This window comes from Streptomyces roseoverticillatus (genome assembly GCF_000719265.1).
Classification (GTDB): Bacteria; Actinomycetota; Actinomycetes; order Streptomycetales; family Streptomycetaceae; genus Streptomyces; species Streptomyces roseoverticillatus.
On the sequence record NZ_JOFL01000039.1, the window covers coordinates 29,659 to 48,679 of the forward strand.

The following is a 19,021-nucleotide window of genomic DNA, read 5'->3' on the forward strand; positions in this document are numbered from 1 at the left end:
GATCGCCGCATGGGGCCCTCCTCACATGTCCCTCAGGGCGCCGGCCGTCAGACGGCGTCCTTCTCCTTCTCGTGCACCGCCACCAGGTCCCGCGCCCGCTTCACGTCGCCCGCCATGCACAGCAGCAGGGCTTCGATCGACTCGAACTTCTCCATGCCGCGCAGGTAGGCCAGGAAGTCCACGGCCGCATGGAGCCCGTAGAGGTCGAGGTCGGTCCGGTCGATGGCGTACGCCTCTACGGTGCGTTCCGTCGCGTCGAACTGCACGTTCGTGCCGACGGAGATCGCCGCCGGCATCGACTCGCCGCCCACGGTCAGCCAGCCGGCGTAGACGCCGTCGGCGGGGATCGCGGTGTGGGGCAGCGTCTCGACGTTGGCCGTCGGGTAGCCGAGTTCCCGGCCCCGCTGCGCGCCGCGCACCACGACGCCCTCGACGCGGTGCGGGCGGCCGAGGATCTCCATCGCGCCCGCGACGTCGCCCTCGGCGACCAGACGGCGGGTCAGGGTGGAGGAGAACGGCTCTCCCCCGCCCGCCTCGCCGCTCACGTGGAGGTCGATGACCTCCACGTCGTAGTCGTACGTGGCGCCGAGCTCCGCGAGGAAGTCGACGGTGCCCGCAGCCCGGTGGCCGAAGCGGAAGTTGGGCCCTTCCACGACAAGCTTGGCGTGCAGCTTGTCGACGAGCACCTTCACCACGAACTCGGCGGGCGAGAGCTTCGAGAACTCCGCCGTGAACGGCAGGATCAGCACCGCGTCGACGCCCAGCCCCGCCATGAGCTCCGCACGGCGGTGGTGCGGCGCCAGCAGCGGCGGGTGGCTGCCCGGCCGGACGACCTCGCTCGGGTGCGGGTCGAACGTCACCACGACCGAGGGCACGCCGAGCTCACGCGCCCGCTCCACGGCCCGCCCGATGATCAGCTGGTGCCCGCGGTGCACCCCGTCGTACGAGCCGATGGTGACGACGCTGCGCCCCCAGTCCTGGGGGATGTCCTCCAAGCCACGCCAGCGCTGCACTGTGCCCGCTCCTCGCCCGAACCCGAACTTTTGTCTGTTGATTACGCAGGACTAAGAGTGCCATGCCGGTTCTCGGCGCCCCGCATCGGCCGGTCCTGTGACTGTCAGGTCAGGGGAGTCCGCACGGCCCGTGTGCTCCGCGGCGCCCTCGTCCCCGGCCCAGGCAGTGAGCTTGATGCGGGCCCGCGGGCCCACCACGACGGCCCACTGCGCGGGCGCGGAGCGCAGCCAGCGCAGCACTTGCTCCCCGAAGACGGGGATCTCCCGGGCCAGCTGCACCATGCGGCGGTCGAAGCACGCCGCCCCCTCGGGGCTGCGGGCCATCAGCAGACCGGTGCGGTGGACGAGGTCGCGGGTACGGGCCTCGGTGCGCTCGGCGGCGCCCGCGGCCGCCGCGCGCAGGAGGGCGTCCAGCACGGTGACGTCGCGCTCGAAGGGCCCGTACTGCTCGCGCTCCAGAAGGACCTCCAGCAGTTCCTGCCGCAGGGGCCTCGACAGCGGTGTGCCGGGGAAGGCCAGGACGGGGGCCAGGGCGCGGCGCACCTGGGGCGGGCGGCTGCTGAGCAGGTGGACGACGAGCGGGAAGAGGACGGAGCGGGCCGCGGGGCCCTCCTCGAGCCGGCGGTCCACGAACGCGGCGGCGAGCTCCGCGCCTTCCGGATGGTGCTCGACGTACTCCTGGACGAGGGCCGCCGCCCTCCGGGCGAGGGCCGGGGTGGTGACCTCGGCGAGGGTGCGGAGCACGTCTCCGGGCCCGTCGCCGCGTACGTAGAGCCGGGCGCGGTAGGCGGCGAGGACGGGTTCGGGGTGGGTGGTCAGGGCGGGGGCGAGGGCCCCGGCCGGGAGGTGCGGATCGCACGCCGCGAAGAGGTCGAGGGCGCGCTGGAGGTGCTTGGCGCGGGTCTCCCGGTCGCGGACGAGCAGGGCGAGCGCCGTGCCGTGCAGGGTGCCTTCCGCGGGGCGGGCCAGCAGGGCGAGCGCGGCGTAGCGCAGCAGCTCGCGGTCGGCCGCGGTGATCACGTGCGGGGCGGCCTTGAGGGCGTACGCGGCCGCCGCCACGTGCCGCTCGATGCGGTCGTCGTGGGCCCACCGGTCCACGGCGCGGCAGATGGCGGACGGCTCGTCCTCGGCGAGGGCGGCGAGGAGCTCGTCGGCGCGGGGGTGGGCGGCGTCCACGAGCGCTTCGGCGAGGTCGTCGACGGCGCGGTGCCGGTGGGTGTGGAGCAGGACCTGGGCGGCGGTGGAGACCGTGAGCCGGAGGTGATCGCCGTACGGGGCGGCCTGCAGGGGGCGTTCGTCGGAGAACCAGCGGCACAGCAGGGCCTGCGCGGCGCACGGCTCCTCGGCGAGGACGGTCATGACCGCGGGCAGGAAGCGGTCCGTGTGGGGCGGCTGGGGCGGCTGCTGGGCCTGCACGTGGCTCGGCGCGGAGCTCTCCAGGGCATGGGGCTGGTACGGGGTCTGGCCGGGGGGCGGCGCGTCGGCGGGCAGCAGCAGCCGCAGCAGGTCGAGCCGCTCGGCGAGCCCGAGGGGCAGCCGGAGCCAGAACCAGGGCCCGAATTCGGCGAGGCCGCCCAGGGACCCGGTGGCTCCGCTGTCGAAGCCGCCGAGGGCCAGGGAGCGCCCCGTGAGGCGCTCGGCGAGGCGCCGGAGGGCGCCCAGGTACGGGGTGGCGTCGGGGACGCGCAGGAGGGTCTCGCCGAGGAGGTGGGCCGCCCACCAGGCGGGGTCGGGCAGCGCGGGGCGGCCCCCGTCGTCCGGGTCGGCGGACTGCTCGGACGACGGGAGCGCGGCCACCGCGTCCACCAGGGCGCCCAGGCGGCGGGCGAGCGCGTCGGGGCCGGAGCGCCGCGCCAGGAGCAGGAGGGCCTGCAGGACGGGGCCGATGCGGTGGCGGGGCACGGGCAGCGGCTTGCGGGCCTTCTGCCGGGCCGCGCGGCGGCTGCGGCGGCGTGCGGCCGTGGAGCGCGGGGCGCGGCTGGATCCGGGGGGCGGCGGCACGTGGCCCTCCGGCGCGGGCCCGCCGCCCGGCCGTGGCGGCAGGGCGTCGTGCTCGCCGGCGCCCTCCTCGGGCTCGTACCAGCGGTGGACGAGGGTGTGCAGGGCGGCGTCGAGGTCGAGGTGGGCGCCCTGCAGCCAGTCGGCGAACTCCTCGTGCGCGAAGCGGTAGCCGGTGCCGGCCGGGACGAGCAGGCCCTCCGTGAGGACGGCGGAGGCCCAGCCGTTGCGCCACGGGAAGAGCTCTTCGAAGGCCTCGCGCTCCAGCTCGCCCTGCCCGGGGCCGAGGCACCGGCGGGCCGCCTCATGCACCTGGCCGGCCACGCGCGCGGCGAGCCGGCGCACCGCCGTGCCGCGCAGCGCGGGGCGGCGCCCGGCGGCCAGCCGGACGGCGATGCGCAGGCAGACGAGGTCCAGGTAGGCGGAGAAGACGTCCCAGCGGTCGGGGGGCCGCGCCCCGTCCTCACAAAGCCGGCCGCCGGGCGCGGTGCCGTCCGGGAGCGCCGCCCGCACCTCGGAGAGCAGCCGGAGGGCGAGCGGGTGGGCGGCGTCCGTGTGGTGGATGGCGTCGGGCGGGATGCCGTAGAGGGCGCGGGCCCGCTCGGCCTGCAGGGGGCCGAGGTCGGTCAGGCTCACGCACGGCGGGAGGCTGCGCGGGGTGGCGGAGGCCGCCGACACGTGGAGTGCCGTGCGCGGGAAGAGGTCGCCGGCGGTCTCCCAGTGCTCGGGGCGGCAGGCGACGACGAGGCGCGCGGACGTCTCCTCCAGCCAGTCGGCGGTCGCCGCGGTCCAGGCCGGCAGGGCGTGCGCGAGGACGGGGGGGACCTCCTCGGGGCCGTCCAGGACGACGAGGAGGGGCCGCCCCACGCGGTGCCCCAGGGCGGCCACGGCCTCGGGAGTGGCCTCGGCGGGATCCCCCACCGTGCCGGCGGCGCCTGCGGAGGCCGTGACGATCCGCGCGGCTGCCGCTAGGGCGCGCGCGACCGCGTCCCGCAGGCTGCTGTCGCCCTCCTCCAGGTCCGCGCCGCGCAGCCAGAGGGTGGGGGCCGGTTCGGGGCCCCGCGCGCGCCGCGCGGCGAGGGAGAGGAGCTCGGTCGTGCGACCGGTCCCGGGGCCCCCGACGAGCCCGAGGACGGCCGGTGCGGGGCTGTCCTCGGGCGCCGGTTCGTCCGGGGCATGGGGCGCAGGAGTGTCCGGCGGGTCGGCGGGGTTCCGCGCGCCGGGCAGGTCCCCGATCCAGCGCCCGCCGGGGCCGCCGCCCGGGGTGCCCCGCCATGCGCTCGGCGGGACGGTCACCACGACGACGCCCGGGGCCCCCGTGCCGGCCGGGGCGGGCCCGGGTTCGTCGGGCGGCGGTTCGGGGGCGGGCGGCCGCTCGGCGTCCTCGGGCATCCGCTCGCCGGTGTCCGCGGGCGCGTCGGCGTCGGCGCCTTCCGTGCCCGCGGTCTCCTCGTCCTCTTCGTCCGGCTCCAGGAAGCGGGTGAACTCGCGGGCGATCTCCGGGCGCTCCACGGGGTCGCGCCAGTCGCGCGCCGTGATGATCGGGCCGAGCGAGGTCGCCGTGAGCTGGAGGGCTCCCGCGAGGTTGAGGTCGGGGCCGAAGGCGGGGACGGTGGCCGCGTTCCGCTCCAGCAGGACGGCCAGGGGGCCGTCGGGGGTGGCGGCGGCCGCCGCACGGAGCGGGATCGCGAAACCCCCGGACCGGCGTTCCGCATGGAGCGCGGTACCGAGGACCGCGACGACTGTGCCCATGCGGGCGTCCAGGACCGGCCCTCCGGTGGCCTCCTCGCCGAGCCTGAGGCCGTCGCGCTCGCCCAGGGAGAGTTCGACCGCGGCGTCGAGCAGGTGGAAGCGGTCCGTGGCCGTGTAGGTGACGAGCGCCTCTCCGATGACCTGGGCGCGCTGCCAGTGGCCCGCCCGCAGCCGGACGCCCGCCCCGTCCTCGATGCGCTCCGCGGCCGCGACGGGCAACGGGGCCACTCCGAGCCCCTCCGTGCGCACCAGTGCCAGGTCGCAGCCCGGGAGGGACGTCACCGCGTCGGCGCCCACCAGGCACGTACGGTCGCCCGGGGCCAGCAGCACGAGGCGCGCGAGGCCGTCGACGGCCTCATGGCTGGTGATCATCGTGCCGCGGTCGTCGGCGATGAAGCCCGTACCGCGCGGCCTCCCGGCGAGGTCTCTGATGCGTACCAGGAACTCGTCCGCATCAGTCCGCCGACCGCTCATCCGCCGAACCTCCCCGCCGTGCACTTGTCCCCGACGGTAGGCAGGGGATGATCGGCAGGACCAGATCACAGCGGGAACGCGCCCCCTTCCACTCCCACCGTTCACTCCGAGCGCCTGCCCATTGGGGTGAATTGTGGGCGCGGTGTGGATAGACAGCTGTGAGGAGGGGGATCGTGGGGCGGGAGCGGCCGGACGGCAGTCTCCCGCCCCACGGTAGTGGGGCCTTCGGGTACGGGTACGCCCCCAGCTGGGTACGCGAACGCCCCGGTGCATGCCGAGGCCCCGGGCTGCGCCTCATGCACAGCCCGGGGCCGGGGCCGAAGGCCTCTGGGGGCTGGTAAGCCAGGCTGGTAAGCCCCCGGGGCTAGCCGAAGACCGCCAGGCTCTTCGCCCGGCCGCCCTGATTCTCCAGCAGGACCAGGAAGCGCCCGTCCGGACCGAAGGCCGCGATCGGCCCCGTCGTCTCGAAGAGCGGGACCCGTATCCGCACGCCGTTGGCGAGCAGGCGCGCCTGCTCCTCCGTGACGTCCCAGCGCTGGAAGGCGGCCGCGGCCGCCTCGGCGACGGGCATGATCGTCAGCTCCTCCTGGAGCTGGTCCAGCGTGCGGGCGTCGCCCAGCCCGTACGGGCCGACGCGCGTGCGCCGCAGGGCCGTCAGGTGGCCTCCCACGCCCGTGTCGGCCCCCAGGTCGCGAGCGAGGGCCCGTACGTACGTACCGGAGGAACACACGACGGAGACCAGCAGGTCCTGCACGGGGGTGCCGTCCGCGGCCTCGGCCGGGTGCACGGCGTGCACCGCGAAGGACGAGACGGTCACCGGGCGGGCGGGGATCTCGAAGTCCTCGCCCTCGCGTGCCCGCTTGTACGACCGCTTGCCGTCGATCTTGATCGCGCTGACCTTCGACGGCACCTGCATGATGGCGCCGGTGAGCTTGGCGACGCCGGCGTCGATCGCCTCACGGGTGACCGCGGAGGCGTCGGCCGAGGACGTGATCTCGCCCTCGGCGTCGTCCGTCACGGTGTTCTGCCCCAGGCGGATCGTCGCGACGTACTCCTTCTCGGTCAGCGCGAGGTGACCGAGAAGCTTGGTCGCCCGCTCGATGCCGAGGACGAGGACGCCCGTCGCCATCGGGTCGAGCGTCCCCGCGTGGCCCACGCGCCGGGTCCGCGCGATGCCGCGCATCTTCGCGACGACGTCGTGCGAGGTGAAGCCGGCCGGCTTGTCGACGATGACGAGGCCGTCCGGCGGGGTCTCCTTGTGCTTCATTCGCCGGCAGCGTCCTTGTCGTCCTCGCCCTCGCCCGGCTTGCGGTACGGGTCGGCCTCGCCCGCGTACGCAGCGCCCGAGGACGCCTCGCGCACCTGGGCGTCGGAGGCGCGGGCCCGGTCGAGGAGGTCCTCGATGGTGCGGGCGTTCTCCGGGAGGGCGTCCGCCACGAACGTCAGGGTCGGCGTGAACTTGATGCCGGCCGCACGGCCGACCTCCGAGCGCAGGATGCCCTTGGCGCTCTCCAGCCCGGCGGCCGCGCTGGCGCGGTCCTCGTCGTCACCGTAGACCGTGTAGAAGACCGTAGCCTCCCGCAGGTCGCCGGTGACCCGGGTGTCCGTGATGGTCACATGCGAGCCGAGCCGCGGGTCCTTGATTCCGCGCTGCAGCTTCTGGGCGATCACCTCGCGGATGAGGTCCGCCAGCCTTTTCGCACGCGCGTTGTCGGCCACTGGTCCGTCTCCTTCTTCTTGTCCATTGTGCTTGTGGCGCCGGTGACGCGCTCAGTCGTCGTGGTCGCCGTGGAACCGCCGCCTGACCGAGAGCAGCTCCACTTCGGGACGTGCGGCGACCCAGCGCTCGCAGCGGTCCAGTAGGTCGGTGAGGTGCCCCGCGTCCCCGGAGACCGCCGCCACGCCGATTGTCGCCCGGCGGTAGAGGTCCTGGTCGCCGACCTCCGCCACGCTCACCGCGTACTTGCGGTGCAGCTCGGCGACGATCGGGCGGACGACGGAGCGCTTCTCCTTCAGCGACCGTACGTCGCCGAGGAGGAGGTCGAAGGACAGAGTCCCTGCATACATGCGTGACGGGTGAGGCCCACCCGGGAGGCGTGAGGTGTACCTGCCGGTACGTGTCGGTGTACGAGCTCTTCGAACCGTACACGCAACGGCCGGGGCCGATCGACGGAATATCTCCGCCGACCGGCCCCGGATCGAGCCCGCCCGTCGCCCGACCACCATCCCTGGTGGACCGCGCTACGCGCGGGCAGCTACACGATCAGCCGCGCGGCTTCTCGCGCATCTCGTACGTCGCGATGACGTCGTCGATCTTGATGTCGTTGAAGTTGCCGAGGTTGATACCGCCCTCGAAGCCTTCGCGGATCTCGGTGACGTCGTCCTTGAAGCGACGCAGACCGACGATGTTGAGCTCTTCCGCGATGACCTTGCCGTCGCGGATGAGGCGCGCCTTGGTGTTGCGCTTGACCTCGCCGGAACGGATGAGGACACCCGCGATGTTGCCCAGCTTGGACGAGCGGAAGATCTCGCGGATCTCCGCCGTACCCAGCTCGACCTCTTCGTACTCCGGCTTCAGCATGCCCTTGAGGGCCGCCTCGATCTCCTCGATCGCCTGGTAGATGACCGAGTAGTACCGGACGTCGACGCCCTCGCGCTCGGCCATCTGCGTGGCACGGCCCTCGGCGCGGACGTTGAAGCCGATGACGATGGCGTCGGAGCCGGTCGCCAGGTTGATGTCGGACTCGGTGACCGCACCCACACCACGGTGCAGGATCCGGATCTCAACCTCTTCGCCGACGTCGAGCTGGAGCAGCGAGGACTCGAGAGCCTCCACCGAACCGGACGCGTCGCCCTTGATGATGATGTTGAGGTCCTGGACCAGACCGGCCTTGAGCACCTTGTCGAGGTCCTCGAGGGACACCCGGCGGGTGCGCTTGGCGAAGGCGGCGTTGCGCTCACGCGCAGCGCGCTTCTCGGCGATCTGGCGAGCCGTGCGGTCCTCGTCGACGACGAGGAAGTTGTCGCCGGCGCCCGGGACGTTGGTGAGACCCAGGACGAGGACGGGGGTCGACGGACCCGCTTCCTCGACGTTCTGGCCCTTGTCGTCGAGCATGGCGCGAACACGGCCGTAGGCGTCACCGGCGACCATCGTGTCACCGACGCGGAGGGTACCGCGCTGGACGAGCACGGTGGCCACGGCGCCGCGGCCACGGTCGAGGTGGGCCTCGATCGCGATGCCCTGCGCGTCCTGCTCCGCGTTGGCGCGCAGGTCGAGCGCGGCGTCGGCGGTGAGGACGACAGCCTCGAGCAGCTTGTCGATGTTCAGACCCTGCTTGGCGGAGATGTCGACGAACATCGTGTCGCCGCCGTACTCCTCGGCCACCAGACCGAACTCGGTGAGCTGACCGCGCACCTTCGTCGGGTCGGCGCCCTCGACGTCGATCTTGTTGACCGCGACCACGATCGGCACGTCGGCCGCCTTGGCGTGGTTCAGGGCCTCGATCGTCTGCGGCATGACACCGTCGTTGGCCGCCACCACGAGGATCGCGATGTCGGTCGACTTGGCACCACGGGCACGCATGGCGGTGAACGCCTCGTGACCCGGGGTGTCGATGAAGGTGATCTTGCGCTCTTCGTCGTTGACGTCGGTGGAGACCTGGTAGGCACCGATGTGCTGGGTGATGCCACCGGCCTCGCCCGCGACCACGTTGGTCTTGCGGATCGCGTCGAGGAGTCGCGTCTTACCGTGGTCGACGTGACCCATGACGGTCACGACCGGCGGACGCGCGACGAGCATCTCCTCGCCGCCCTCGTTCTCACCGAACTCGATGTCGAAGGACTCGAGCAGCTCGCGGTCCTCCTCCTCGGGGCTGACGATCTGAACCGTGTAGTTCATCTCGCCGCCGAGGAGCTGCAGCGTCTCGTCCGAGACGGACTGCGTGGCCGTGACCATCTCGCCGAGGTTCATCATCACGGCGACGAGCGACGCCGGGTTGGCGCCGATCTTCTCCGCGAAGTCGGTGAGGGAGGCACCACGCGACAGGCGAATGGTCTCGCCGCCGCCGCGAGGCAGCATCACGCCGCCCACGGACGGGGCCTGCATGGCCTCGTACTCCTGGCGCCGCTGACGCTTGGACTTGCGGCCACGACGCGCCGGACCGCCGGGACGGCCGAAGGCGCCCTGCGTGCCGCCACGGGCACCCGGACCGCCGGGACGGCCACCGAAGCCGGGACGACCGCCACCGAAGCCGCCGCCACCGCCACCGGGGCCACCGCCACCGGGACGACCGGCGAAGCCGCCGCCGCCACCGGGACGACCGCCGCCACCGGGACCGGCCGGACGACCGGCGAAGCCCGGACGGGCACCGCCGCCGCCACCGGGACGACCGGCACCGCCGCCGGGACCGCGACCGCCGCCACCGGGGCCCGGACGCGGGCCGGCAGCCGGACGCTGCGGCATCATGCCCGGGTTCGGGCGGTTACCGGAGGGGGCACCACCGGGACGCGGGGCGCCACCGGGGGCACCCTGCGGACGGGGCATGCCGCCCGGGGTCGGACGAGCGCCGCCCGGACCCTGCGGACGGGGAGCACCACCGGGACCGCCCTGCGGACGCGGAGCGCCCGGGGCACCCTGACCACCGGGACGCGGAGCGCCACCGGGACGGGGGGCCTGCGGACGGGCCATGCCCGTGGAGCCGCCGGAGGTGAAGGGGTTGTTGCCCGGACGGGGACCGGCCGGACGGGCGCCACCGGGACGCGGGGCACGCTCGCCCGCACCACCGGGACGCGGACCGCGCTCGGGACGGCCGCCGTCACGCTGACCGGCGGGGCCGGGGCGGGCGCCGCCGGGACGCGGACCGGGCGCCGCGCCGGGGCGCGGCGCGGACGGAGCCTGCTGGGCCGGCGCCGGGGCGGAGAACTCCGCAGCGGGCACCGGGGTGACCGGGGCCGGCTTGGCCGGAGCCGCCGGGGCAGGCTTCGGACCCGGGCGCGGGCCGGGGGTCGGCGCGGCCTGGGACGGCTTGGGGGCAGCTGCCTCCGCCGCCGGCTTGGGGGCGGCGGGACGGGGCGCACCCGGAGTGGGGGCACCCGGCTTGGGGGCCGCGGACTTGCGCGGCGCCGCGGGCTTCGCACCGGGCTTACCGGCGCCGCCGGGTCCCTGCAGTGCGTCAGTCAACTTGCGGACAACCGGCGCCTCGATCGTCGAGGACGCCGAACGGACGAATTCACCAAGTTCTTGGAGCTTGGCCATGACGACCTTGCTCTCCACTCCGAACTCCTTGGCGAGTTCGTATACCCGGACCTTAGCCACTTCGCTCCTTCTAGGTCCGGGGTGTCCACCGGACCGTCGCTACTTCATGGGCGTACTCATCGCGTACTCATCGAGTGCTCATCGCAATCTCGACCTACTTCCAACTCGCGAGGTACCTGACCGCACGGTTACCCGTGCCGTGCTTCTTACAGTGGGGCCATACCCCGCGGACGCGGGGCCGAACTACTGCGGTTCGATCTGTTCGATGCACCGGCGGAGCTCCGCCGTATCGAGCGGCCCCGGGCTTTTGAAGGCCCTGGGAAACGCCCGGCGGCGGACCGCCAGGTCGAGACAGACCAGTGTGGGGTGCACAGAAGCACCCCGGCCGGGCAGCGTACCGCGAAGGTCGGGGACGCAGGCGCCCTCGATCATCACGATCCGCAGCAGATCGCCCTTGGCCGCTCGCTCCCGGCATCCCACACAGGTTCGCTCAGGGCATGCGCGGGCATGCGTCCGGCCAGACACTCTTCAGTCTACCTCCCCGCGCCGTCCCCACCCCTGGGGGGCAGTGATCGGGCACGTATGCGTTTCGGCCACGATGCCGGGGCCCGCAGGAATGCGGACCCCGGCATGGTGAACGTGATCAGGCTCGGCCGGATTCCCGGTCGGGCTGCTCGGTGTCCGGGCGGATGTCGATGCGCCACCCGGTGAGGCGCGCGGCCAGGCGGGCGTTCTGCCCCTCCTTGCCGATCGCCAGGGAGAGCTGGTAGTCGGGCACGGTCACCCGGGCGGAGCGCGCGGCGAGATCCACGATCTCGACCTTGCTCACCCGTGCGGGGGACAGGGCGTGGGCCACCAGCTCGGCGGGGTCGTCCGACCAGTCGACGATGTCGATCTTCTCGCCGTGCAGCTCCGCCATGACGTTGCGGACCCGGCCGCCCATGGGGCCGATGCAGGCGCCCTTGGCGTTGAGGCCGGAGCGCGTGGAGCGGACCGCGATCTTGGTGCGGTGACCGGCCTCACGGGCGATGGCGGCGATCTCCACGGAGCCGTCGGCGATCTCCGGTACCTCGAGGGAGAAGAGCTTCTTGACCAGATTCGGGTGGGTGCGCGAGAGCGTGACGGACGGGCCGCGCACGCCCTTCGCCACCCGTACGACGTACGTGCGCAGGCGCGTGCCGTGCTTGTACTCCTCGCCGGGGACCTGCTCCTGCACCGGCAGGATGGCCTCCAGCTTGCCGATGTCCACCAGGACGTTCTTCGGGTCCTTGCCCTGCTGGACGATGCCCGCGACGACGTCGCCCTCACGGCCCGCGAACTCACCGAAAGTGATCTCGTCCTCGGCGTCGCGCAGACGCTGGAGGATGACCTGCTTGGCGGTGGTCGCGGCGATCCGGCCGAAGCCGGACGGCGTGTCGTCGAACTCGCGGGGCTCCTCGCCCTCCTCCAGGTCCTGCGGGTCCTCCTTGGCCCACACCGTCACGTGACCGGTCGAGCGGTCCAGCTCCACGCGGGCGCGGCGGCGGCTTCCCTCGGTGCGGTGGTAGGCGATGAGGAGGGCCGACTCGATCGCCTCGACCAGCAGGTCGAAGGAGATCTCCTTCTCTCGCACCAGACCCCGCAGGGCACTCATGTCGATGTCCACGGCTACGCCTCCTCTTGGCTCTCGTCGGATTCGTCGGCGGCCTGTGCCGCCGCGTCTGCGGTCTTCTCCGCGGCCTTGCGGTTGAACTCGATCTCCACGCGCGCCTTGGCGATCTCGCCGAAGGCCAGTCGCCGCGAGGTGGGCTTGCGGCCCTTCACCCCGGGGACCTCCATGTCCAGCCCCTCGTCGTCCACCGCGATGATGCGGGCCACGAGCTCCCCGCCCTCGGTGAGCTGCGCCTTGATCAGGCGGCCGGTGGCACGCACGTAGTGACGGTGCTCGGTCAGGGGTCGGTCGGCGCCGGGAGAGGTGACTTCCAGAACGTACGGGGCGCCGCCCATGGCGTCCGTCTCGTCGAGCTTCTCGGAGACGGCGCGGCTGACTTCCGCGCACTCGTCCAGCTCGACCCCCGCATCGGAGTCCACCACGATGCGCAGCACACGCCGCTTGCCCGCCGTGGTCACCTCGATCTCTTCCAGATCCAGCTCCCGCGCGCTCACGAGAGGGGCCAGCAGCTCGCGCAGCCGCTCGCTCTGGGTGGTGCTCATCCGGGTGACTCCTCGGCCGCGTGTGCTGTTGTGGGAAAGTCGCGTGTCAGGTCAAAGCCTATCTGTTCCGGCAGCCGACTGACGATTCGGTGCCTCGTCCGTGGCCATCGGGTGGCGCGCCGGTACGCTCACGTGCGGTGATCATGACCCGACCGGCGGAAAGAGGAACGTGGCGTTCACGACGACGACGCGGGGCCCGGCCGGCCCGCACCGACGCAGGGTACTGGCGGGGGGCGCGGCGGCTCTGCTGAGCGCCGCCGGCGGGGGGCTGCTGACCGGCTGTTCCGGCGGCACGGGGGCGTCTTCCGACGCCTCGGGCCGCTCGGGCGACGAGCGCCTGCGGGCCGCTGCGGGGCGCGCCTCGCTGGACCTGCTGTCGCGTTACGACGCCACGCTCGCGGTGCACGGGGGGCTCGCGGAGCGGCTGCGTCCGCTGCGCGGGGAGGTGGCGCGCCATGCGGAGGCGTTCGGGGCGGCGCGGGGGGCGTCGGACTCCTCCTCCCCTTCGTCTTCTTCGCGCTCCGCGTCTCCCCCCGGCCCTTCGCCCGCCGCCGGTGCTTCCTCGCCGGCCGGTTCCTCCTCATCGCCCCGTGCGGACGGCGTGCCGGGCGACGAGAAGGCCGCGCTGACGGCGCTGGCCGACGCCGAGCGGCGCACGGCGGACAGCCGCACCAAGGGTCTCGGCTCCGCCTCGCCCGAACTCGCCCGGCTGCTCGCCTCCGTGGCCGCCGCCGGAGCGGCCCACGCGTACCTGCTGGGGAGTGACTCATGACGGAGACCGCGAGCCCTCGCGCGCCGAAGGACCCCGCCGCACGAAGGGCGCTGCAGGCCGCACAGGCCGCGCTCGGGGCCGAGCATGCCGCCGTCTACGGCTACGGGGTCGTCGGCGCGCGTGTCGCGCAGGAGCGGGCGGCGGAGGCGCGTGAGGCGTACGACGCGCACCGCGCGCGGCGGGATGCGATGAGCCGCGCCGTGCGGGACCTGGGCGGCGTGCCGGAAGCCGCGGCCGCCGGATACGCGCTGCCGTTCGCCGTCACCGACGCGGACGGCGCCGTACGGCTGGCGGCGGAACTGGAGGCACGCGTCGCGGCCGTGTACGCCGATCTCGTGGGTGCCGCAGGCGGTGCCCTACGGGGCGAGGCCGCCGGTGCGCTGCGGGAGGCGGCAGTGCGCGCCGTGCGCTGGCGCGGCGGCGGCGTAGCCTTCCCTGGGCTCACGGAGCGGAACGCTCCGGACCAGCCGAGCGGTTCACCCGACCGCACCTGACCAGCGAAGACGAAAAGGACAGCACAGGGATGAGCAACGCCGACGACCGCTTCGCACCACCGGAGCGGCTGGTGCGGGCCCTGGGCTCCGAGCCGGCGGACGAAGCCGCCCACCAGTGGCTCGCGTCGCTGCCGGAACGGGTGCGCGACTTCGCGGAGCGCTGGGAGCTGGCGCCCGAACGGGTGCACCAGCCGGGCGGGCGGAGCAGCGTCGTCGTCCTTGCCCACCGGGCGGACGGCACGGGCGCCGTGCTCAAGCTGGAGACGCCGGTCGGGGCCGCCGCACTGGAGCACGCGGCGCTCGCGCACTGGAACGGCCTGGGGGCGGTCCGGGTACTGCGCGCCGAGCCGGAGGCGGGCGCGCTCCTCCTGGAGCGACTGCGGCCCGGTGTGAGCCTGCGGTCCCTTGCGGAGCCGAAGGCCGTCCTGGAGGCGACCGCAACGCTGCAGCGGCTGTGGGTGCGGCCCACGGAGGACCATCCCTTCACGACGGTGGCCGACCACACGGCACGGCTGGCGGGCGCGCTGCGAAAGCGGTCCGAGGAGCCGTGGGCCGCCGACGCGCGGACCGTCGTCGACGAGGCCCTGGAACTGCGGGACGCGCTGACTGCCGACTCCGGCGAGGCACCGTCCTTGCTGCACGGCAACTACCAGCAGGGCAAGGTGCTGGCGGGCGACCGGGCCCCGTGGCTGGCCGTCGGCCCCAGGCCGCTGGTGGGCGAGCGCGCCTACGACCTCGCGTGGCTCGCCCTGGACCGCGTCGACACCCTGATGGCCTCCCCCGGCGCCGCGGCAATCGCCCGCCGGCGTGTGGCCAAGCTGGCCGACGCCCTGGACGTCGACAACAACCGGCTGCGGGGCTGGACCCTCTTCCGCGCCGCCGAAGCAGGCGTACGGGAACTCTCCGGCGGTGCCCGCGCACGGGGCGAACTCCTGCTGGAGTTCGCGGGGATGCTCTGAGGGGGCAGAGGCAGGGGCCCGGGCGGGAGGGCACGGGGCGGGCATGAGGCGGGCATGAGGCGGGGCCGGATGAGGCTCTTCGGCCATGCCTCGTTGCTTCAACCCTGCGCCTCATGCGCCGCAGCCCCGTACGGCGGGCCGCCTCATGCGGGGCGCCGCCTCATGCGGGGCACCGCCTCATGCAGGACGCTGCCTCATGCAGGACGCCGCCTCATGCGCAGCGCTCCATGCGGCACATACGGCGCCTCATGCGGGGGCGCCTCATGCAGGTGGGTGGCCATGCGCGCGCCGTCGCAATGACGGCCTCATGCGGGTCCGCCGGCCCGCCTCATGCGGTCGGGGCACGAGGCCCCGACCGTCTCCGACGGAACGTCAGCGGAGGGCGCTGAGGCGCTCGATCGCCTCGGCGACCGGCAGTTCCTCACGGGTGCCGGTGCGGCGGTCCTTGAGCTCGACGATGCCCTGGGGCGCGCCGCGGCCGACCACCAGGATGGTCGGCACGCCGATCAGCTCGGCGTCGGTGAACTTCACGCCCGGGGAGACACCGTTGCGGTCGTCAACGAGGACCCGGACTCCCGCGGAGCCCAGCTTGTCGGCGAGCTCCAGGGCGAGTTCGGTCTGCACGGCCTTGCCCGCGGCGACGACGTGGACGTCGGCGGGCGCGACCTCGCGGGGCCAGCACAGGCCGGCCTCGTCGTGCGTCTGCTCCGCGAGCGCCGCCACGGCGCGCGAGACGCCGATGCCGTACGAGCCCATGGTGACGCGGACCGGCTTGCCGTTCTGCCCGAGGACGTCGAGGCCGAACGCGTCGGCGTACTTGCGGCCCAGCTGGAAGATGTGGCCGATCTCGATCGCCCGCCCGATCTCCAGGCCCGCCCCGCAGGAGGGGCAGGGGTCGCCCGGCTCGACCACGACGACGTCGAGGTACTGGTCGACCTCGAAGTCCCGGCCGCACACCACGTTGCGGGCGTGCTTGCCGGACTTGTTGGCGCCGGTGATCCAGGCCGTGCCGGGTGCCACGCGCGGGTCGGCGATGTAGCGCAGACCGAGGCCCTGCGGGCCGACGTAGCCCCGTACGAGTTCGGGCCGGCCCTCGAAGTCCTCGGCCGTGACCAGTTCGACGACGGCGGGCGCCAGGTGCTCCCCCAGCTTGCCGAGGTCGACCTCGCGGTCGCCGGGCACGCCGACGGCGGTGATCTCGCCGTCGACCTTGACGAGGAGGTTCTTCAGGGTCGCGGAGGGCGGTACGCCGAGGTGGGCCGCGAGCGTCTCGATGGTGGGCGTGTCCGGGGTGTCGAGCTCCTCGACGGGGCCGTGGCCGGCGGGGTCCGCGGGGCTCACGGCGACGGTCACGGCTTCGGTGTTGGCGGCGTAGTCGCACCGGGGGCAGTCCACGAAGGTGTCCTCACCCGCTGCGGCGGGCGCCAGGAACTCCTCGGACGCCGAGCCGCCCATGGCGCCCGAGACGGCCGAGACGACGCGGTAGTCGAGGCCGAGGCGCTCGAAGATGCGGGTGTACGCCTCGCGGTGCAGGCGGTAGGACTCGGCGAGCCCCTCGTCGGTGGTGTCGAACGAGTAGGAGTCCTTCATCTGGAACTCGCGCCCGCGCAGCACGCCGGAGCGGGGGCGCGCCTCGTCCCGGTACTTGGTCTGGATCTGGTAGAGGATCACGGGCAGGTCCTTGTAGGACGTGCACTGGTCCTTGACGGTGAGGGTGAAGATCTCTTCGTGCGTGGGGCCCAGCAGGTAGTCGGCGCCCTTGCGGTCCTTGAGGCGGAAGAGGAGGTCGCCGTACTCTTCCCAGCGCCCGCTCGCCTCGTACGGCTCCTTGGGCAGCAGCGCGGGCAGCAGGACCTCCTGGCCCCCGATGGCGTCCATCTCCTCCCGCACCACGCGCGAGACGTTGTCCAGCACCTTCTTGCCGAGCGGCAGCCAGGTCCAGACACCGGCGGACGAGCGGCGGACGTAGCCGGCACGGACCAGCAGCTTGTGGCTGGCGGTCTCCGCGTCGGCAGGGTCGTCGCGCAGCGTCTTCAGCAGCGTCGTGGACATGCGCTGGACATGGGCCATGGTCGGTCTCCTGGCAGGGCGTAGGGAATTGTCAGGAGCCTAGCGGGAGCCGGGGGCACCCCTGAAACGAGTTCCCGGTGACGCTGGCGTCAGCCGCCTCATGCTCAATCGTTGGGCATCCCAACAGGGCGGCATGAGGCGGGTCCGCCGGGCCGTGGGGCGCCCCACGATCGGAGCGGCGCGCCCCGCCCGCTTCCGTCTGCGCCATCACCCCAGCAAGGGCAGCGGTGCCCCCATCACCACGTACGGGCTGGGCGCGCTGGGGAAGTGCACGGGGCGTGCCAGGTCGCGGTACCCGAGCTTGCGGTAGAGGGCGCGGGCGGGCGATTCGGTGTCGATGGCCGAGAGGATCGAGCGGGGCTCCGCGGCAATGTCGGTGATCATGGTGATGAGAGACCTCCCGATGCCCCGTTTCTGGAAGTCGGGGTGGACGTGCAGCTCGGTGATGACGAAGGAGTCGTCGAGCCAGTCGTCGGTGCCGGTGGCGCGCAGATACGGTTCGACGACCCCTGACCACCAGTGGCCGCGGTCATTCGGCATGCCGTAGACGAAGCCGACGAGGCGCCCGCTGCCGGTGGTCGCCCCGAGGGCGCGGGAGCCGCGGGAGGCGAGGTGGCGCAGCACGATGTGGCGCCGTACGGCGATCTCTTCCTCGGTGAGCCCGAAGGCCAGTGCCTGCACGGCCAGTGCGTCGTCGACCCGCGCGGCGAGGTCGAGCGGCCCGACCACGATGTCATCCATGCGGGGAGGCTACCCGCCCGTACCCCGCACACGGGGCCGGGCGGCTCAGAACAGCACGCTCATGAACGCGCCGGTCTCCTCGAAGCCCACACGCCGGTAGGCGGCCCGTGCGGCGGTGTTGTAGTCGTTCACGTAAAGGCTGACGACCGGCGACACCTCGGCGAGGGCGTAGCGCAGGACGGCCGCCATGCCGGTGACGGACAGGCCGCGGCCGCGGTGCTCGGGGGCGACCCAGACGCCCTGGATCTGGCAGGCCTGGGGCGTGGCGGCGCCGATCTCCGCCTTGAAGACGACGCGGCCGTCCTCGATGCGGGCGAAGGAGCGGCCGGAGCCGACGAGCTCGGCGACCCGGGCCTGGTAGAGGAGGCCTCCGTCGCCGGCGAGCGGAGAGACGCCGACCTCTTCGGTGAACATGGCCACGCAGGCCGGCATGATCACTTCCATCTCGTCCTTGCGGATGCGGCGGACGAACGGGTCGGGCTCGATGTCGGCGGGCATGGAGCGGGTGACCATGAGGGGCTGGTGCGTGCGCACCTCCCGCGCGGGGCCCCAGTGGGGCTCGAGGAGCGACCACAGCGCGGCGGTGGCCTCCGCGGGGCCCACGATGGACGAGCAGCGGCGCCCCGCGCGGCGTGCGCGGTCGGCGAAGGCCCGTACGGCCTCGGGTCCGGCGCAGATGGGGACGAGGTTGGCGCCGGCGTAACAGAGGGATTCGAGGCGCCCGTCGGCGTACCAGCCCCACATCTCGCCGCCGAGCCGCCAGGGGTCGAGACCCGCGACCTGGACGCGGGCGGCGACGAAGGCGTTGGCGACGGGGTCGCGGCCGAGGACGGCGAGGGCGGCCTCGATGTCGCCGGGCTCCAGGACCTTGGTGGTGGTCGTCGTCAGCACGTGTGGTCTTGCCTCACCGTCGCGGGGCCCGAGGCCATGGGAAACAGGTCTTGGAACTGTACCTCCAGGCCTCGGGACGCACCCCCTTCGCGGCCCGCATGGGGCGGGAAACAGCGGTGCCCCGCCCCGTACTGGACGGAAGGCGGGGCACTGCCTCATGCGCGGGCGCATGAGGCGGCTCGTGCACAGGTGCACGGGGCGGCCTCGTGCTCAGGTGCACGAGGCGCGGGGGCAGTGGTCAGCCGGCAATGCTGATCTTGGGCTCGCCGGACTCGACGCCGTCCTTCTGCATCTGCTCGGCGATCTTCAGGGCTTCCTCGATGAGGGTCTCCACGATCTTCGACTCCGGCACGGTCTTGATGACCTCGCCCTTGACGAAGATCTGCCCCTTGCCATTGCCCGAGGCCACC

The 19,021-nt window shown here is 73.4% G+C and carries 15 protein-coding genes and 1 pseudogene; 3 read left to right on the top strand and 13 right to left on the bottom strand.

The features are described 5' to 3' along the window. Window positions 1–47: 47 nt before the first annotated feature. The 9 genes from IF61_RS0130675 to rimP form a co-directional block, all read right to left on the bottom strand. A complete protein-coding gene (locus tag IF61_RS0130675; protein ID WP_030369826.1) occupies window positions 48–1,013 on the bottom strand; it encodes a bifunctional riboflavin kinase/FAD synthetase in 966 nt (321 codons plus the stop codon). Between the two features lie 51 nt (window positions 1,014–1,064). Next, a complete protein-coding gene (locus tag IF61_RS36710; RefSeq protein ID WP_211264960.1) occupies window positions 1,065–5,237 on the bottom strand; it encodes a S1 family serine peptidase in 4,173 nt (1,390 codons plus the stop codon). A 364-nt stretch (window positions 5,238–5,601) separates the two neighbouring features. Beyond that, window positions 5,602–6,504 carry a tRNA pseudouridine(55) synthase TruB gene (gene truB / locus IF61_RS0130690; RefSeq protein WP_030369828.1) on the bottom strand — a complete coding sequence of 301 codons (903 nt, stop codon included), beginning with the start codon at window positions 6,502–6,504 and terminating at the stop codon, window positions 5,602–5,604. Continuing rightward, entirely contained in the window at window positions 6,501–6,956 is a 456-nt protein-coding gene (gene rbfA / locus IF61_RS0130695; protein ID WP_030369829.1) for a 30S ribosome-binding factor RbfA, read from the bottom strand. Before rbfA ends, truB begins: the two co-directional genes overlap by 4 nt. 51 nt (window positions 6,957–7,007) lie before the next feature. After that, window positions 7,008–7,304, bottom strand: coding sequence for a DUF503 domain-containing protein (locus IF61_RS0130700; RefSeq protein ID WP_030369830.1), 297 nt, complete (start codon window positions 7,302–7,304; stop codon window positions 7,008–7,010). A 196-nt stretch (window positions 7,305–7,500) separates the two neighbouring features. Then, entirely contained in the window at window positions 7,501–10,551 is a 3,051-nt protein-coding gene (gene infB / locus IF61_RS34865) for a translation initiation factor IF-2 (protein WP_078660642.1), read from the bottom strand. Window positions 10,552–10,734: 183 nt separating this feature from the next. Beyond that, a complete protein-coding gene (locus IF61_RS0130710) occupies window positions 10,735–11,016 on the bottom strand; it encodes a YlxR family protein (RefSeq protein ID WP_078660643.1) in 282 nt (93 codons plus the stop codon). Window positions 11,017–11,134: 118 nt separating this feature from the next. Continuing rightward, on the bottom strand, window positions 11,135–12,136 hold the full coding sequence (gene nusA, locus IF61_RS0130715; RefSeq protein WP_030369833.1) for a transcription termination factor NusA: 1,002 nt from the start codon (window positions 12,134–12,136) through the stop codon (window positions 11,135–11,137). Window positions 12,137–12,138: 2 nt separating this feature from the next. Further along, on the bottom strand, window positions 12,139–12,684 hold the full coding sequence (rimP, locus tag IF61_RS0130720) for a ribosome maturation factor RimP (protein WP_030369834.1): 546 nt from the start codon (window positions 12,682–12,684) through the stop codon (window positions 12,139–12,141). A 169-nt stretch (window positions 12,685–12,853) separates the two neighbouring features. On the opposite strand from rimP, the gene IF61_RS0130725 reads away from it, so the two are divergent. From IF61_RS0130725 to IF61_RS0130735, 3 genes are read left to right on the top strand one after another with little or no spacing between them, the layout of a single operon-like run. Then, a complete protein-coding gene (locus IF61_RS0130725; RefSeq protein WP_030369835.1) occupies window positions 12,854–13,456 on the top strand; it encodes a hypothetical protein in 603 nt (200 codons plus the stop codon). Continuing rightward, entirely contained in the window at window positions 13,453–13,950 is a 498-nt protein-coding gene (locus IF61_RS0130730; protein ID WP_030369836.1) for a ferritin-like domain-containing protein, read from the top strand. The genes IF61_RS0130725 and IF61_RS0130730 overlap by 4 nt, the downstream gene beginning before the upstream one ends. Window positions 13,951–13,979: 29 nt before the next feature. After that, complete coding sequence (locus tag IF61_RS0130735; RefSeq protein WP_030369837.1) at window positions 13,980–14,909, top strand: aminoglycoside phosphotransferase family protein; 930 nt, start codon at window positions 13,980–13,982, stop codon at window positions 14,907–14,909. 372 nt (window positions 14,910–15,281) lie between these two features. On the opposite strand, the gene IF61_RS0130740 is transcribed toward IF61_RS0130735, so the two are convergent. The 4 genes and pseudogenes from IF61_RS0130740 to IF61_RS0130755 form a co-directional block, all read right to left on the bottom strand. Continuing rightward, complete coding sequence (locus IF61_RS0130740) at window positions 15,282–16,979, bottom strand: proline--tRNA ligase (RefSeq protein WP_030369838.1); 1,698 nt, start codon at window positions 16,977–16,979, stop codon at window positions 15,282–15,284. Between the two features lie 207 nt (window positions 16,980–17,186). Further along, the gene (locus IF61_RS0130745; RefSeq protein ID WP_030369839.1) at window positions 17,187–17,720 is read right to left on the bottom strand and encodes a GNAT family N-acetyltransferase; all 534 of its coding nucleotides are present in this window, start codon (window positions 17,718–17,720) and stop codon (window positions 17,187–17,189) included. A 45-nt stretch (window positions 17,721–17,765) separates the two neighbouring features. After that, entirely contained in the window at window positions 17,766–18,611 is an 846-nt protein-coding gene (locus IF61_RS0130750; RefSeq protein WP_030369840.1) for a GNAT family N-acetyltransferase, read from the bottom strand. A 238-nt stretch (window positions 18,612–18,849) separates the two neighbouring features. After that, window positions 18,850–19,021, bottom strand: a pseudogene (locus IF61_RS0130755) (flavodoxin-dependent (E)-4-hydroxy-3-methylbut-2-enyl-diphosphate synthase); the annotation flags it as partial.

Excerpts from the sequence above, each read along its gene's own strand:
- IF61_RS0130730 (WP_030369836.1), top strand. The coding sequence starts at position 13,453 with ATGACGGAGACCGCGAGCCCTCGCGCGCCGAAGGACCCCGCCGCACGA.
- truB (WP_030369828.1), bottom strand. The coding sequence starts at position 6,504 with ATGAAGCACAAGGAGACCCCGCCGGACGGCCTCGTCATCGTCGACAAG.
- rimP (WP_030369834.1), bottom strand. The coding sequence starts at position 12,684 with ATGAGCACCACCCAGAGCGAGCGGCTGCGCGAGCTGCTGGCCCCTCTC.
- IF61_RS0130745 (WP_030369839.1), bottom strand. The coding sequence starts at position 17,720 with ATGGATGACATCGTGGTCGGGCCGCTCGACCTCGCCGCGCGGGTCGAC.
- IF61_RS36710 (WP_211264960.1), bottom strand. The coding sequence starts at position 5,237 with ATGAGCGGTCGGCGGACTGATGCGGACGAGTTCCTGGTACGCATCAGA.
- IF61_RS0130740 (WP_030369838.1), bottom strand. The coding sequence starts at position 16,979 with ATGGCCCATGTCCAGCGCATGTCCACGACGCTGCTGAAGACGCTGCGC.
- IF61_RS0130735 (WP_030369837.1), top strand. The coding sequence starts at position 13,980 with ATGAGCAACGCCGACGACCGCTTCGCACCACCGGAGCGGCTGGTGCGG.
- IF61_RS0130700 (WP_030369830.1), bottom strand. The coding sequence starts at position 7,304 with ATGTATGCAGGGACTCTGTCCTTCGACCTCCTCCTCGGCGACGTACGG.